The 14,284-nt window shown below is 53.3% G+C and carries 14 protein-coding genes; 4 read left to right on the forward strand and 10 right to left on the reverse strand.

Features of this window, described 5'->3' with window-relative positions; genetic code table 11:
- Window positions 1-32: 32 nt before the first annotated feature.
- Window positions 33-1,346: an FGGY-family carbohydrate kinase gene (locus tag CKL79_RS11115; protein ID WP_121969649.1), complete on the reverse strand. Its 1,314-nt coding sequence runs from the start codon at window positions 1,344-1,346 to the stop codon at window positions 33-35.
- Between the two features lie 118 nt (window positions 1,347-1,464).
- Window positions 1,465-1,974: an allophycocyanin subunit beta gene (apcB, locus tag CKL79_RS11120; RefSeq protein WP_121969650.1), complete on the reverse strand. Its 510-nt coding sequence runs from the start codon at window positions 1,972-1,974 to the stop codon at window positions 1,465-1,467.
- A gap of 476 nt (window positions 1,975-2,450) precedes the next feature.
- Between apcB and CKL79_RS11125 the strand changes: the two genes are divergently transcribed.
- Together CKL79_RS11125 and CKL79_RS11130 are read left to right on the forward strand one after the other, a co-directional pair.
- On the forward strand, window positions 2,451-4,637 hold the full coding sequence (locus CKL79_RS11125; RefSeq protein ID WP_121969651.1) for a glutamine synthetase III: 2,187 nt from the start codon (window positions 2,451-2,453) through the stop codon (window positions 4,635-4,637).
- Window positions 4,638-4,864: 227 nt separating this feature from the next.
- On the forward strand, window positions 4,865-5,974 hold the full coding sequence (locus CKL79_RS11130; RefSeq protein WP_121969652.1) for a class I SAM-dependent methyltransferase: 1,110 nt from the start codon (window positions 4,865-4,867) through the stop codon (window positions 5,972-5,974).
- On the opposite strand, the gene CKL79_RS11135 is transcribed toward CKL79_RS11130, so the two are convergent.
- Entirely contained in the window at window positions 5,956-6,615 is a 660-nt protein-coding gene (locus CKL79_RS11135) for a phosphoribosylanthranilate isomerase (RefSeq protein WP_121969653.1), read from the reverse strand. The genes CKL79_RS11130 and CKL79_RS11135 overlap by 19 nt on opposite strands.
- Window positions 6,616-6,805: 190 nt before the next feature.
- Between CKL79_RS11135 and CKL79_RS11140 the strand changes: the two genes are divergently transcribed.
- On the forward strand, window positions 6,806-8,014 hold the full coding sequence (locus CKL79_RS11140) for a site-2 protease family protein (RefSeq protein WP_121969654.1): 1,209 nt from the start codon (window positions 6,806-6,808) through the stop codon (window positions 8,012-8,014).
- Between the two features lie 42 nt (window positions 8,015-8,056).
- Window positions 8,057-8,644 (forward strand): Uma2 family endonuclease, encoded by a 588-nt coding sequence (locus CKL79_RS11145; protein ID WP_121969655.1) that lies wholly within the window; start codon window positions 8,057-8,059, stop codon window positions 8,642-8,644.
- Here the strand turns inward: CKL79_RS11145 and CKL79_RS11150 are convergent.
- The 7 genes from CKL79_RS11150 to CKL79_RS11180 form a co-directional block, all read right to left on the reverse strand.
- Window positions 8,604-9,359 carry a lipoate--protein ligase family protein gene (locus tag CKL79_RS11150; protein WP_121969656.1) on the reverse strand — a complete coding sequence of 252 codons (756 nt, stop codon included), beginning with the start codon at window positions 9,357-9,359 and terminating at the stop codon, window positions 8,604-8,606. The genes CKL79_RS11145 and CKL79_RS11150 overlap by 41 nt on opposite strands.
- Entirely contained in the window at window positions 9,352-9,642 is a 291-nt protein-coding gene (locus tag CKL79_RS11155) for a hypothetical protein (protein WP_121969657.1), read from the reverse strand. Before CKL79_RS11155 ends, CKL79_RS11150 begins: the two co-directional genes overlap by 8 nt.
- 24 nt (window positions 9,643-9,666) lie before the next feature.
- A complete protein-coding gene (locus CKL79_RS11160; RefSeq protein ID WP_121969694.1) occupies window positions 9,667-10,146 on the reverse strand; it encodes a YbjN domain-containing protein in 480 nt (159 codons plus the stop codon).
- Window positions 10,147-10,284: 138 nt separating this feature from the next.
- Window positions 10,285-11,007, reverse strand: coding sequence for a GTP cyclohydrolase I FolE (gene folE / locus CKL79_RS11165; RefSeq protein WP_121969658.1), 723 nt, complete (start codon window positions 11,005-11,007; stop codon window positions 10,285-10,287).
- A 121-nt stretch (window positions 11,008-11,128) separates the two neighbouring features.
- Window positions 11,129-12,103 (reverse strand): acetyl-CoA carboxylase carboxyltransferase subunit alpha, encoded by a 975-nt coding sequence (locus tag CKL79_RS11170; protein ID WP_121969659.1) that lies wholly within the window; start codon window positions 12,101-12,103, stop codon window positions 11,129-11,131.
- A 145-nt stretch (window positions 12,104-12,248) separates the two neighbouring features.
- Window positions 12,249-13,268, reverse strand: a complete 1,020-nt coding sequence (locus CKL79_RS11175) for a long-chain acyl-[acyl-carrier-protein] reductase (RefSeq protein WP_121969660.1) — start codon at window positions 13,266-13,268, stop codon at window positions 12,249-12,251.
- A gap of 317 nt (window positions 13,269-13,585) precedes the next feature.
- The gene (locus CKL79_RS11180; RefSeq protein WP_121969661.1) at window positions 13,586-14,281 is read right to left on the reverse strand and encodes an aldehyde oxygenase (deformylating); all 696 of its coding nucleotides are present in this window, start codon (window positions 14,279-14,281) and stop codon (window positions 13,586-13,588) included.
- Between the last annotated feature and the right edge of the window lie 3 nt (window positions 14,282-14,284).

Consider the following 14,284-nt stretch of genomic DNA (forward strand, 5'->3'; position numbering starts at 1 on the left):
CCGGCATTTTAGACCGGTAGCGAGACCTGCTCTCAGTTTTTAGATCTTTCAGATCTCAATTCTGTAAATTGGCTGAGCCCATTCATGGCTAGCCGCGCGGTACCGTAGGCGGCTTCTGTGTGAGGAGCGATCACTGCTACGTCTATCGTTCGGCCTGTCTTGGCGCTCAGCCATCGCTGGCGCAGTCGCTGCCAGGTCAAATTTTGGGCACCGCCACCTGCGGTATAGACCCGTTGTAAAGGCGGGCCACCCAAGCTACTCAGTTTTTGGTAACCTTCGGCTTCAATCCGTGCCATGGCATTGAGCAGCCCATAGAGAAATTCCCGATCTTGCGGCGGGCGAGGAGTCAGCTGCGGCGGATAGTCCGGGTCGTTAATCGGAAACCGTTCACCCGGCGCAGCCAGCGGATAGTAATGCAGCGGGCAGGGCTGAGAGAGGTCTATCTGGGCGCTGAGTTCTGTTAGCTGCTCAGCGCTAAAAAACTGCTGGAGAACCGCCCCACCTGTATTAGATGCGCCGCCCACGAGCCACAGGTCGCCTAGCCGATGGCTGTAAATGCCAAAAGCCTGATTGTTAATCGGTTGGCGGCTAAGTAGCTTGAGTACTAGCGTGGAGCCTAAAGACGTAACAGCTTCGCCAGGATCACAGGCTCCACTCGCTAGAAAAGCGGCGATGCTGTCGGTGGTGCCAGCGCAGACTTGACAGGTCGGAGAGAGCGAAAACTGCTTGGCAACGGCAGGAAGGATTGGGGCGATCGCTTCTCCTGGCACGCGCACTATCGGCAACCACGGGGCCACCGGCAAGCTTAGCAGCCAGTCTGGATAGGCGAGCGCGCCGACATCGTAGCCCAGCTTGAGCGCGTTGTGATAGTCGCTGGCGGGAGACTGGCCGTGCAGCAGTGCGGCTAGCCAATCGGCCTGATGTGCTAGATGAGTGGCTTGCGATCGCACTGCCGAATCTAAAGTCTGGTACCACCCCATTGCCTTGGTCAAGCTAGAGGTGGCGCTCAGTACCGGACTCTCTGGGGGCGCTGCTGCCTTCACCGCAGGCAGCGCAGAGCGAGCGCTATCGTCGCCATACAGCAGAGGAGCCACCAGCGGCTGGCCGTTTTGATCACACAGCAGTACGGTGGCTGAGGTGCCGTTGATCGCAATCCGCTCTATTTGAGAACGCAGAGGTGGGGCGATCGCTTCAATCAATCTCCACAGCGTCTGCTGCCAGGCCACCGGACTAGTCGCCTCTCCGCTAGCAAACCGATGGCGAGAGTGTGCAACTACCGCACTCCCCGAGTCGAGAACGACTGAACGCGCGCCAGAAGTCCCAAAGTCAATACCGAGGGCGAGCATAAGCCAGCAGTGAAGGAACACTAAAGAAATACTAGAAAACAAAAAAGGCTCCGTCTAGCGGAGCCTCGATTGCGGCGGTTCAGCGGTGGTTCAATCAGGCGCGCAGGGCAGGCAAAGCCTATATGCTGACTTCACTGACTTCGCGCGAGATAAAGTCAAAGGGCTGATCGATGAAGGCAGTCTCTGTAATGCCTGCTTCAGCAGCTTTGTCTTTGACCATTTCTTTCATGATCTGAATGCCTTTGACCGTGGGCGCGATCGGTACACCCAGAGAGTTATAGGTCTCGCGTAAGCCCTGAAGGACGCGCTCCATCAGCACATCGTTATTCCCGGCGACTAGCGCGTAGGTGCTGTAGCGCAAATAGTAGTCCATATCTCGCAGGCAGGCAGCGTAGCGCCGGGTCGTGTAGGCGTTGCCACCCGGACGCAGCAGCTCGGGCACTTCTTCAAACAGGCGCTTGCCCGCCTCTCTCGAAATCTCAGCGGCGTTAGCACTAATGATTGCCGCCACTTTGACGCGATCTGCGCCAGTGGTGAAATACGACTGCAAAGATTCCATGGCAGCACGATCCAGGTAGCGACCTGTGGTGTCGTAATTGCTAATTAAACTGGTGACCGTATCTCGCATGAAGTTCTCCCAACGTTGGGCGACCAAGTGAGCGCCCGTAAGGTTGTCTGTTTGAGGATTTTCTGTCCTAAGGATTTTCTGTCCTAAGGATTTTCTGTCCTAAGGATTTTCTGTCCTAAGGATTTTCTGCCCTAAGGTATATGCCTTGCTCAAGGGCTTAGAACGAATCTAAAACCTTGGAAAGCACAGGCGTCAAAGGGTTTGACTCCCTAGACTTATTACCCCCAAGTCTACCATGCGGGACAAATCCTCTCATCTCCGCCCCGATTACATAAGTGTTATCGAAGGAAAAGTTTACAATTCACACTCATTCGTACCCATTTGCAACGTTGGGTTGCACCCACAATCCGATCTGTAAAGGCGATCTAACAAAACTTGTTAAACGTTCGGTATATAACGATACAAAATCTGTCAGGCGCTATCCATAGGATCAATACACCTCTATGGCCTCCGAAACACTTAGGAATTGAAGAATTATGACCGGAAACGAATCGCGCGTTCAAGCAATTTACGAGATTACCAACCGGGAACCCATCGCTGTCAAAGAGCCTGAGAAGCTAGAAGACCTCTGGGCCTCAAACGTCTTCAGCCTAAATAAGATGCAGGCGAGCCTTCCTAAGCAAGTTTTCAAGTCAGTTAAGAAGACGATTCAATCGGGTGAAAAACTAGACCCTTCAGTGGCAGATGCGGTCGCTGGCGCTATGCGCGACTGGGCAATTTCTAAAGGCGCTATGTACTATGCCCATGTTTTTTATCCGCTCACTGGCCTCACCGCCGAAAAGCACGACGGCTTTATTTCACCCCAGGGCAATGGGGATGTCATTTCAGAATTTTCGGGCAAGCTGCTGATTCAAGGAGAGCCTGACGGTTCGTCTTTTCCCAATGGCGGCATCCGCGATACGTTTGAAGCTAGAGGCTACACCGGTTGGGATGTGACTAGCCCGGCCTACATTCTAGAGACTGAGCAGGGCGCGACGCTATGCATTCCTACGGTCTTTATCTCCTGGACAGGCGAAGCGCTCGATAAGAAGACGCCGCTGCTGCGCTCGATTTCTGTCGTTGACAAAGCCTCTAAGCGCTTGCTGAAGCTGCTAGGCTCCAACAACATTGCAACTGTTAGCTCTAGCTGCGGCGCTGAGCAAGAGTATTTCTTGATTGATGCTAACTTTGCCAATACTCGGCCCGATATTTTGCTAGCGGGTCGGACACTGTTTGGTAAGCCGCCTGCGAAGGGTCAGCAGTTTGATGACCATTACTTTGGTGCGATTCCAGCTCGGGTGCAGGCATACATGCACGATGTCGAAGAAAAGCTCTACAAGCTAGGCATTCCGGCTAAGACTCGTCACAACGAGGTGGCTCCTGGACAGTTTGAGATTGCCCCGGTTTTTGAATCTGCCAACGTTGCCAGCGACCATCAGCAGATGATCATGACGACGCTGCGCGATACGGCCAAGCAACATGGCTTTGTTTGCCTGCTGCACGAAAAACCCTTTGCTGGGATCAATGGCTCTGGTAAGCATGTCAACTGGTCAATTGGTAACTCCACTCAGGGCAATCTGCTAGACCCCGGTGATACGCCCGAGGAGAACCTGCAGTTTTTAGCCTTTTGCGGCGCGGTGATTCGTGGCGTTCATATGTATGGTCCGCTGATGCGGGCGGTGATTGCCACAGCGAGTAACGATCACCGGTTGGGAGCAAATGAAGCGCCCCCGGCGATTATGTCTGTGTATTTGGGCAGCCAGCTAGAAGAAATCTTTAATCAGATTAAAGACGGTGACCTGAAGGGCTCTAGCCATAAGGGTGTGATGCAGTTGGGCGTGGATGTGCTGCCGCCTCTGACTAAGGATGCGGGCGATCGCAACCGCACTTCCCCATTCGCCTTTACCGGCAACCGCTTTGAGTTCCGCGCTGTAGGCTCTAGCCAGTCAGTCTCTGGCCCGTTAATTGCGCTGAACACCATGATGGCTGATTCGCTTGGCTGGATTTCCGATCAGCTAGAGGCCAAGTTGGGCGATCGCAAAGCAGGCCCCGAAGAAGTCGGTCAGCTGATTCAGCCGATTCTCCAAGACATCATGAGCAAGCACGGCTCGGCTGTATTTGGTGGCAATGGCTACTCTGAAGAATGGCACACCGAGGCAGTTGAGCAGCGCGGGTTACTCAATATTCCGACGACGGCTGATGCCCTCCCCTTCCTGAAAGATCCGATCATCAAAACGCTGTTTGAAAGTACGGGTGTGCTCTCGCCTACTGAGCTAGAAAGCCGCTTTGAAGTATACGCCGAGCAGTACATTCTGTTCATTGATGTGGAAGCGAAGCTGGTGACTGATATGGCTAAGACCTTGATTTACCCGGCGGTGATGCGCCATCTGAGTGAGTCGGCTGGGGCGATCGCCAACCTTAGCGAAATCGGCATCAGCGTTGATAAATCCAGCGTCGAAAAGGTAGCAGGCCTGGCTAAAACTCTCTTAGAGGGAGCCAATGAGCTAGAGACCGCCGTGCAAAAGCACGACTTTGACTCAGTCGAAGACCATATGCAGTACTGTGCAACGACCCTGCGCAGCATGATGGACAGCGTGCGCGAAGCTGTCGACACCCTAGAAGGCGAAGTGGCTGACGATCTCTGGCCTTTGCCTACCTACGAAGAGATGCTCTTCATCAAGTAGGTCAAATCCTCTAAATTCTGAAGCTGCTGGCCTCTGAAAAGCGGTCAGTCGGTTTTACACAAAAGAAGTCGCCTGTTAGCAGGGGGCTTCTTTTGTTTTTTGCTCTAGTCGCTTGGCAGCTTTTACACAGCTTTCTATCTATCGGCTCCCACAACTTTCGTAACACTCTTTTACAATAGAGAAACAATTTCCTCATAACTAAGCTGCGCTCAGACTCGATACCTCTTATGCCAGACACTCTCACACCAGACACTCTCACACCAGACACTCTCACACCAGATACCCTCACAAAGATCGCCTACCAGACATTTCAGCAGGGCAAGCAGGTTTTTGGCTTTGCCCACAAGACCCTCAGTACCCGCATCTTGAACACGATGTCACCCAAAGAGCGGGAAGAGCCTAACCCGCTCACGCCAGAGATGATTCAGAGCATTCAGGCTCGCATCAACGACCTGCTCGAAGTCGATTGGCAGGACGCTGAAAATGGCGTATATCCCAAGTGGTCCCTGTTTGAAAATCGCTGGAATGACTTTTTTCGCTACTACCCCGAAATGTGCCTCGACCTGCTCGGCATCTGGGAGCGGGCTAACGGTAAGCGCTACCAGGAATTCAGCGATGGCATCAATACAGAGGGCTATCCGGCCTACTACGTTCAAAACTTTCACCACCAAACTGACGGCTACTTTAGCGACACCTCTGCCAATCTTTACGACTTACAGGTAGAGGTGCTCTTTAACGGTACTGCCGACCCCATGCGTCGCCGCATTTTAGCGCCGCTGAAGCAGCATTTGAGTACAGTGCCCGCTGAGAATACACCTCAGCCGCTAAAGGTATTGGATATTGCCTGTGGCACTGGCAACAGTCTGAAGCTGATCAATCAGTCTATGCCTGAAGCTGCTCTCTACGGCGTCGATCTTTCCCCGGCGTATCTGCGCAAGGCGAATGAGAACCTGACTGACGTAAAAGGCACTCCCGCCCAGCTGATTCAAGCAAATGGCGAGCAGTTGCCCTTTGTAGACGAGTTTTTTGAAGCGACGACCAGCACGTTTCTCTTTCACGAGCTGCCAGCGGAGGCGCGTCAAAACGTCATTAACGAAGCTTACCGAGTGACCAAGCCCGGCGGCATCTTTGTCATTTGCGACTCAATTCAAAAACTGGATACGCCTGAGCTTGAACCGATGATGGAAAACTTCCCGGCGATCTTCCACGAGCCCTACTACCGGAACTACATTTCTGATGACATGGTGAACCGACTGGAAACAGCTGGCTTTACCGATGTCAAAACCCATAACCACTTTATGAGTAAGTATTGGGTGGCCTATAAGCCCGCCGCTTGAGCAGACTTGATTTGGTCGAATAGCTGACGGACTTTTTGTAAGTCTTTATCTCCCGGTGACCTCTCTACCCCGCTAGAGAGGTCGATGCCGTTTGGAGAGAGCTGAGCAAGAGCGCTGAGCACATTGTCTGGTGTGAGCCCACCTGCCAGGAACCAGGGGCGATTTGGGGCGAATGTCTGCAAGGTCGGCCAGTCTAGCGTTCTACCGGTGCCGCCTAGCTGGTCAGGATGGTAAGCATCTAGCAAAAGCGCATCTACGTCAGGTTCGTAGCTGAGCGCAGTATCTAAATCGGCAGCAGCGCGAATTCGCAGCGCTTTGACCAATTTAATATGGGGTAAGCCAGCGGCTATGAGGGCATCACGCAGCAGCTGACAGGCGGCTGGCGTTTCGTCGCCATGCAGTTGGACGGTGCTCAGCCCCGCAGTCTTAACAGCGGCGACGATGTCTGATAGCGGCGCATTGGCAAATACCCCGAAGTGCTGAACTTTGGGCAGGGCGGTAGTAATAGGCGCAATTTTTTCCGGGGGGATATAGCGGGGCGATCGCGCCACACAAACATAGCCTAGTGCTGTCGCGCCTAAGCGAGCTATAGCCTGCCCCTGCTCCACCTGAGTAATCCCACAAATCTTCACCTGGAGCATGTCATTCCTTTTGATCTACCTCGCTTCAGATTGCCGAATCCATCAGCATAGCCGGTTATCCACAAAGGCCGCAGCCTCTGGCCAATCCATAGAGTCGGTACAATACAGATAACTCTTTAATATCGGGCTTTAGTTGGGCTTTAACAGGCGCTGACTCGCCCTTTTTGACCTGTATCGAAGGATATCGCTTATGCAATCTGGTTGGCGAGTGGGCTCTCTTTTTAACATCCCGCTATTTATTGACAATTCCTGGTTTTTCGTGGTGCTGCTGATCACCTTTTTACAGGGCAGCGACCCCGAATGGAAAACCCTGGTTGGGCCACTTGGCGCTTATGGTGCGGGGCTGCTCCTAGCCCTTTTACTCTTTGCCTCGGTGCTGGCACATGAGCTAGGTCATAGCCTGGTAGCGCGCTCTCAGGGCATTACTGTCAAATCTATTAAGCTATTTTTGTTTGGCGGGGTCGCTTCGATTGAGCGCGAGTCAAAAACGCCGGGCGAGGCTTTTCAGGTGGCGATCGCTGGGCCTGCGGTCAGCTTAGCGCTATTTTTCGCTCTGAGCCTGGTTGGCAATATCTCAGTGCTGCCGGTGATTGCCAGCCGAATTGCCATTAGCGTGGCGCAAACTAACTTAGTGCTGGCGCTGTTTAATCTGATTCCGGGCCTCCCGCTAGACGGTGGCCAAATCTTTAAAGCAGCCGTATGGAAAGCCAGTAACAACCGGGCCAAAGGCGTCCGCTGGGCCGCTAAGTCTGGGCAGGTAGTGGGTTGGCTGGCAATTTCTCTGAGCCTGCTGGCTTTCTTCTTCTCTGGCAATCTCAGTTTGCTATGGCCTGCGCTCATCGGCCTTTTCATCTTGCGCAATGCCGGAGCCTACACCCGCATGAACGATTTGCAAGAAGGGCTAACCAAGCTTAAGGTCAGCGATGCCACTGTTCGGGACTTTCGCGTGCTCGATGCCGACATGTCTTTGCGGGAGTTTGCCGATGAATGTCTGCTGCAAGATAAGCAGGCCACTCCGCTGTACTTTGCCGCTTCTGACGGGCGCTATCGCGGCTTGGTCTCGCTCGAAGACTTGCGGCAGGTGGAGCGCAGTCAGTGGGAAACTCGTAGTTTGCACAGCATTGCCCGCCCGCTGCTAGAGATTCCACATGTGGGCGAAGAAACGGCACTGGTCGATGCGATCAGGCTGATGGAGCAGCAGAAAATAGACCGGCTGACCGTCTTGACGCCTGCTGATGCTGTCGCAGGTACGCTAGATCGCGGCGAGATCGTGCGAGCGCTGGCAAAGCAGCTGAAATTCCCTATCTCTGAAGCGATTATCCAGAAGATCAAGCAAGAAGGCACTTACCCAGCCGGGCTGCAGCTAGGGGCGGTCGCTCAGTCTATTGAACAGGCTTAGAATGAGGAAACGCTGACTCAAGCGTAGGACGGAGGAATCTGGATGACGGTCACTACCCAAAAACTCACTTTTGAGGAATACCTTGCCTACGAGGATGGTACTGATACTCGCTATGAGCTGGTTGATGGAAAACTGAAAGCGATGAGCGTAGGGACGGGTATACATGCGCTCATTATTAATTTTTTAGCTGAGCAGTTTAAGTTAGTGCTTGCCGAATGGGATGAACCACACAAGGCGATGTCGGGTGCCATTGGCGTGCGATCGCCCCGGAGCGGGCGTCAAAACACATCGCGCATTCCGGGTATCACAGTCCTGCCACTCGCTCAGGCTAAATCAATGATCGGCAGAGAAGCCGTTATTGACTTCAACGAGCCACCGCCGCTACTAGTCGTTGAAGTGGTCAGCCCCTCTACCAAAACTGAGGACTATTGGGCAAAACGCCCAGAATACGACATTCTAGAGATCCCAGAGTATTGGATTGTCGATCCGTTGAGTGAGCAAATCACGATTTTCGTTGCAGAAGACAGCCTGTATACCCCTCACGAATTTCGCGGCGAAGAGAAAATTCAGTCGCCGACATTCCGCAGCCTCAGTCTGACAGCCGCTCAAGTTTTGGCGGGTGGCCTGTAGACGCGCAGTGTATCTCTATGGCAGTGAGCGGCTGCACGGCGAAAGCAACACCCAATATCTCTTGAGCCGCCTGTGCCAAAACAGTCACAATCTCATTCATCCCCTCTGCTGTGAGGACTGATTTTAGTATATTTGGCGGCACAATCTTTTCATCAAATACTCGCTCAAATAGCTCGCTGTCTGGGCGAAGTCGCATAGAGCCATGTTGCAGGACGCAGCCGTCACGGTAAACCTGAGCGCTGCCAATCAGCTTGTAGCCATCGTGCATGACCAAATCAGCGGCGGTTGCAGTGCCAAAGCAGTTGGGCTTGTGAATATAGCCCCGCCCGGCTGCGCCAAAGGTCAGCTCTACGCCTAATCTCTGCCATCCCTCAATTAAAAACTGGCAGAGCTGCCGGTAGATTTCTCTACGCGATCCGCTCAAGCCTGAGGTAATCAGCGCATAGGTAAGGTCGCCCTGATGCAGCACGGCGCGGCCCCCGGTAGGTCTGCGCACGAGGTCAAGCGGTTGGCCCTGCCACTGCAAAGTATTCCAGAAGTCGGGAAACTGACGCTGGTGATAGCCGAGAGAGATAGTGGGCGATCGCCACGTATAAAACCGCAAACACGATGGCTGCAACCCCTTCACATGCTGATCGAGCAGCCAGCTATCGATCGCCATGTGCTCAGCACCTGTGCCCTCATACACCGGCAGCAATCGCCAGGGGTCAGGCATCGTTAGGCAGGGGTCTGGTTGGGCGTTTTAGGAGCGATCGCACCAGCCAAACAAAGAGAATCGCCTCTAGCACACCTGACGCTATTGAATAAAGAGGGTAGTAGCTAGGGCTGACCTGAGGCAGAATCACTACTGGGAATACGACGCTCGCTACAACGTATATTCCATAGAAAATTGGCGCTAGCTTGTGAGTGCGGACATATGCCCAGACCAAAAAGCCCACCTTTGCAAAAAGACAGGCAGCACCCAAAACCAGCGCAGCATAGGCAGTTATAAAATCCATAGAGTGGCTGAGTATTAAGAGCGGTTAGGTTGCCGGATAGTCCTTCAGCAGCACCTCGTCATTTTCATCGGCAATTGAAGCCACGATTGTCATCAGCCGGGAAATTTCGCTGGCGTTGATATCTTTAAGCGTGCGTGAGGCAAACACCACTACGTTTTGATCAAGTAGGCCAAAGCAGGCTTCAAAGGTGCCGCCACAGTTTAGCTCTAGCAAGCGGCGCATCATATCGGCTTCGTTTTGTACCGGCAGCTTGTGTACTGGCGACCAGGTTGTCAGCGTATCATCATCCGTTTCGCCCGTCAGCTGCACAAATACATCCACCGTGCCGTATTTAAACTTCCACAGGTAGCCATCTTCTGAATGGTTAACCATCGCGGTACCTTCTTGCTCCAGGCTGGAAATGACCGTTTCGATCACTTCTACATGGCCAGCAGTCATTGACGTTTCGCTATCTCCATCTGAAAAAGCCGAAAAAGCTGGAGCGGTCGGTGCGTCAGTTGTCATAGCGGTCATTCACATAAAAAATAAACAGAATACCCCCAACTCTATCGCTGGTTTTCGCAAAAGAAAAGCACCCAGCGAAGCAGTCGCACTACACTACGCACCGCCCGTTTAGCAGTCGGCAAATTAGTAGCTGGCAACTTAGTAGTTGGCGAACCCCGGCTGATGGCGAATCAGACTTAAGAATTCTTCTCGGGTTTTGGCATCTTCATCAAACACGCCTACCATAGCACTGGTCACCGTCCAAGAACCCGGCTTTTGCACGCCGCGCATGGCCATACACATATGACTGGCTTCCATCACCACGGCCACACCTAAAGGGTCTAGTATTTCCTGAACCGCTTCTGCAATCTGGCGGTTGAGCCGCTCCTGCACCTGCAAACGGCGGGCATACATCTCAACAATCCGCGCTAGCTTACTCAGGCCCACCACCCGCTGATTAGGAATGTACGCCACATGAGCGCGGCCCATAAACGGCAGCATATGATGCTCGCACAGGCTAAAAAAGTTGATATCGCGCACCAGCACCATCTCATTATGCCCCTCGTCAAAAATGGCATCATTGACAATGGTTTCTAAAGACTGAGAATAGCCCTGAGTTAAGAAACGCATAGCTTCAGCTACTCGGTAAGGCGTTTTGAGCAAGCCCTCACGCTCTGGATCTTCACCGATGGAGAGCAGCATGGTACGCACCGCCTCCATCATCGGGCTGCTCTCCTGGATAGGGTCTGGTGTAGTGGGAGGCGGCTGGCCGTGTTTGGTTTGACGGTCGGGGCGTACCTGGCCTTTGGGTTTGCTGCTGCCAAGCGCGCCATTGCTCAAATCTTGGCCATTGGCGGCGGGTACCCCGTCAGAGATTGTCATTGGTGCTTCCTAAAGATCAAAAATAGCGCGTAGCCTCTTGGAGAGCTTTGCCCTAGCCTCGCTCAGGCTGGCGGCGGACAAAGAGCGGGCAAAGGCTAGTTTAAAGACGTGGGCTATGAGGCTAGCTGTTGAATACGCCAATTTGCCGAAACTTGTCATAGCGCAGAGCGCGTCTTTGCTCAGAGGGCATCTCTAGCAGCGCATTTAAGTTCTGCGAGAGCGCCTGCTGTAGGGTATTGGCCGCCTCAATCGGAGCCGCATGAGCCCCGCCAATCGGTTCGGGCAGCAGCTGGTCTAAGATGCCTAGCTTTTTCAAATCCCAAGCGGTGACCTTCAGCGCTTCTGCCGCTTGAGGCGCACGGGCAGCATCTTTCCACAAAATAGAGGCGCAGGCTTCGGGGCTAGCTACGTAGTAAACCGAATGCTCAAACATCATCAGCCGGTCGCCGACGCCAATGCCTAAAGCCCCGCCCGAGCCGCCTTCGCCAATCACTGTGCAGATAATTGGCACGTCTAGACTAAACATTTCTCGGAGGTTGTAGGCGATCGCCTCTCCCTGACCCATTTGTTCAGCTTCAAATCCGGGCCAGGCTCCGGGCGTATCAATAAAAGTCATAATCGGCATGTCAAACCGATTGGCATGTTCCATCAGTCGCATGGCCTTGCGATAGCCGCCGGGCACGGGCATGCCAAAGTTACGGGCGACGTTATCTTTGGTGTCCCTACCTTTTTGGTGACCTAACATCATCACCGGTCTGCCTTCAAAGCGAGCAATGCCGCCGACCAGCGCCAGATCGTCTTTGCCGGAGCGGCGATCGCCATGCAGCTCTACCCACTCATCGCTGATCGCCTGAATGTAGTCCAGCGTGCTGGGCCGACGTGGATGACGGGCCACCTGAATCCGCTGCGAAGGCGATAGGCTAGTAAAAATTTCCTGCCGCAGCTGCTGAGCCCGAGACTCTAGCTGATAGATCTGGTCAGAAACATCTACATCGTTATCTTCAGCCAGTTCGCGAATTTGGACGATGCGCGACTCTAGCTCGGCCAGCGGCTTCTCAAAATCCAGCAGAATTGGCCTACGTTCGGTCGTTGCCATGAGGGGAGCAAACTCAGTGATAATGAAACTAGGTTACCGCAATTGTTGGCCCCAAAGATTGATCAGGGAGCGGCCAGAAATTCGCCAGGAATTTGCGAAAGACTGGCCAGCACTTAACAGCAGTAGTCTCTAGGGCGGCCTTTACCTATGTCAGCAGCGGCCTGAACCCGTGTCGCCGCGAGGCTTCGCCAATCAAGTCCATCTTTTCCAGGGTGATCTGGTTGCGGCCCCAGGAGAAGTTTGTATGCAGCTTCTCAAACTCCAGCAGCATCGACTCGGCAAAGCAGGCAAAGAGCTGACGCCCCGGCACATCCATATTCACAATATTCATGATGTGCCAGTCGATGTCTAGAACATGCTCGACGATGCCCCCTTTGAGCACATGAATGCCCGGGTGCTTAAAGGTCACGTCTATATTCTTAGGATAGCCGCCGTCTACCATCAGGCAGGGCTGCTTGAGCGTCGTCAGGTCAACCTCCATGCCTTTGGGCATACTGGCCACCCACACGACGACATCAGCTTGAGGCAGCGCCTCATCTAGCGGCACAACCCGGCCAAACTTAAGCTCTGCCTGGAGATTGTTCAGACGCTCCTGATTGCGGGCGACCAGCAATAGCTCTTTGACCCCGGTGCGGGCGGTTAACCAGCGGCAGACGGCACTGCCAATGTCACCTGTGGCTCCGCAAACCGCTACGGTTGCGTTGGCTAGATCAATGCCGTGACCGGGCGCAGCTTCTTCTACCTGCTTGCAGATCACGTAGGCGGTGTGGGTGTTGCCAGTGGTGAATTTTTTGAAGTCTAGATCTAAGTTGCGCACGCGCTTCATCTGATCGAGCTTGAAGTTCTCAAAAATGATCGATGAGAACCCGCCTAGCGCTGTGATGTTGATGCCGTTCTTTTGAGCATGAGCCATGGCATTGAGAATTTTGCGCGTAGCGGCCTTGATGCGACGGTTGGCCAGCATCTCTGGCAAAAAGCACGACTCGACGTATTTTCCTTCAATGGTTTGGCCAGTGGCGCTCGTCACTTTGAAATGATCGACGATCTGTGGCGGGGCGCTGCACCAAAAGTCTAAGTCTTGTTCTGCGTATTCGGGATACCCCAAACTTTGAGCAACGGACTTGGCGTGTTCTAGGCTGGTGAGATGACCAATTAAACCAAACATTCGGGGTTACTAACGACTTAGCGATGAAGGGAACTAGATAAAAAATTGATGATAGAGAAGATCGTAGGCGATCGCCCAACAAATCCGGGATCGACGATCACAAGGCAAGTTTTACGAAGCGTTGTGGGTTGCCCCGTCGGCGCGATGCCGTTCAAATAAGTGTAATTGGCTGTTAACTGGCTTTGTCTAAGATACTCGACGCTGCTCCTACCGGGTTAGCAGGAGCAGTCGTCAGTTCGCGCCAGTTAGCAGGGTTTGCTAGAAATCGCTTAAAAGCGACCTCCAGATGGGGCAGCGCCATCACTGCACGGTGAGCGCTAGGCGGTAGCCAGGCCCTGAGCTGAGAGCTTCATGACTTCACGGCTAGTAAACCCAATATTGGCCAGGGCTTCGCCGTAGGTGATCATAAAGTCTTCGACGAGGGCGTCTTTTTCCATACCGAGGACGGCGGCGTCGGCTTCTACTTCGTTGAGCATCTTCCAAACCAGGGGCAGGTTGGCTCTGTTAGCAGCTTCTAGCCCGGCTTTAGCGGTTTCAAAGTTGGCTTTGAGCCATTCTTCGCCGAAGTTGAGGTGCAAGTACTCGTCTTTGACGACGTTTTCGGTGATTTTGCGGGCGAAGTCGTCAGCGACGGGGATATAGATGTTGTAGGCCGCGATCGCAAACGTCTCAATAATCAGAGACTGAATCAGTAGACAGGTGATGATGTCGCCTGCAGCCAATGCCGTTTGAAAATTATCGTGCAGCGGTGCGAAAAACGTCTTGGCAAAAGGCATGTCGGCAATGACGTTCAGGTTTTTGCCGCAGGCCTGAAACCCTTTCATATGGCGGTTTTCCATCCGAGCCAGCTTAATTAGCTCATCCTTGTGGCCGCTGAGGTGCTCTGCTAACTTTATGTAGTTGTCGTTAGCTTCCATCTCACCTTCAATCACAATCGCATTGATACGACTGTAGGCGTCTTTGTAGGTTTCACTCTGGAAGTCCATCACTGGGCTGGCTTCAAGGGTTGGCATAAC

Source organism: Leptolyngbya sp. BC1307 (genome assembly GCF_002286735.1).
Classification (GTDB): domain Bacteria; phylum Cyanobacteriota; class Cyanobacteriia; order Phormidesmidales; family Phormidesmidaceae; genus Phormidesmis.

Bases quoted from the DNA above. Each gene is read 5' to 3' on its own strand.
- CKL79_RS11150 (WP_121969656.1), bottom strand. From the start codon at position 9,359: ATGCCTGACCCCTGGCGATTGCTGCCGGTGTATGAGGGCACAGGTGCT.
- CKL79_RS11170 (WP_121969659.1), bottom strand. From the start codon at position 12,103: ATGGCAACGACCGAACGTAGGCCAATTCTGCTGGATTTTGAGAAGCCG.
- CKL79_RS11140 (WP_121969654.1), top strand. From the start codon at position 6,806: ATGCAATCTGGTTGGCGAGTGGGCTCTCTTTTTAACATCCCGCTATTT.
- CKL79_RS11175 (WP_121969660.1), bottom strand. From the start codon at position 13,268: ATGTTTGGTTTAATTGGTCATCTCACCAGCCTAGAACACGCCAAGTCC.
- CKL79_RS11125 (WP_121969651.1), top strand. From the start codon at position 2,451: ATGACCGGAAACGAATCGCGCGTTCAAGCAATTTACGAGATTACCAAC.
- CKL79_RS11135 (WP_121969653.1), bottom strand. From the start codon at position 6,615: ATGCTCCAGGTGAAGATTTGTGGGATTACTCAGGTGGAGCAGGGGCAG.
- CKL79_RS11145 (WP_121969655.1), top strand. From the start codon at position 8,057: ATGACGGTCACTACCCAAAAACTCACTTTTGAGGAATACCTTGCCTAC.
- CKL79_RS11180 (WP_121969661.1), bottom strand. From the start codon at position 14,281: ATGCCAACCCTTGAAGCCAGCCCAGTGATGGACTTCCAGAGTGAAACC.
- CKL79_RS11115 (WP_121969649.1), bottom strand. From the start codon at position 1,346: ATGCTCGCCCTCGGTATTGACTTTGGGACTTCTGGCGCGCGTTCAGTC.
- CKL79_RS11155 (WP_121969657.1), bottom strand. From the start codon at position 9,642: ATGGATTTTATAACTGCCTATGCTGCGCTGGTTTTGGGTGCTGCCTGT.
- apcB (WP_121969650.1), bottom strand. From the start codon at position 1,974: ATGCGAGATACGGTCACCAGTTTAATTAGCAATTACGACACCACAGGT.
- CKL79_RS11130 (WP_121969652.1), top strand. From the start codon at position 4,865: ATGCCAGACACTCTCACACCAGACACTCTCACACCAGACACTCTCACA.
- folE (WP_121969658.1), bottom strand. From the start codon at position 11,007: ATGACAATCTCTGACGGGGTACCCGCCGCCAATGGCCAAGATTTGAGC.
- CKL79_RS11160 (WP_121969694.1), bottom strand. From the start codon at position 10,146: ATGACAACTGACGCACCGACCGCTCCAGCTTTTTCGGCTTTTTCAGAT.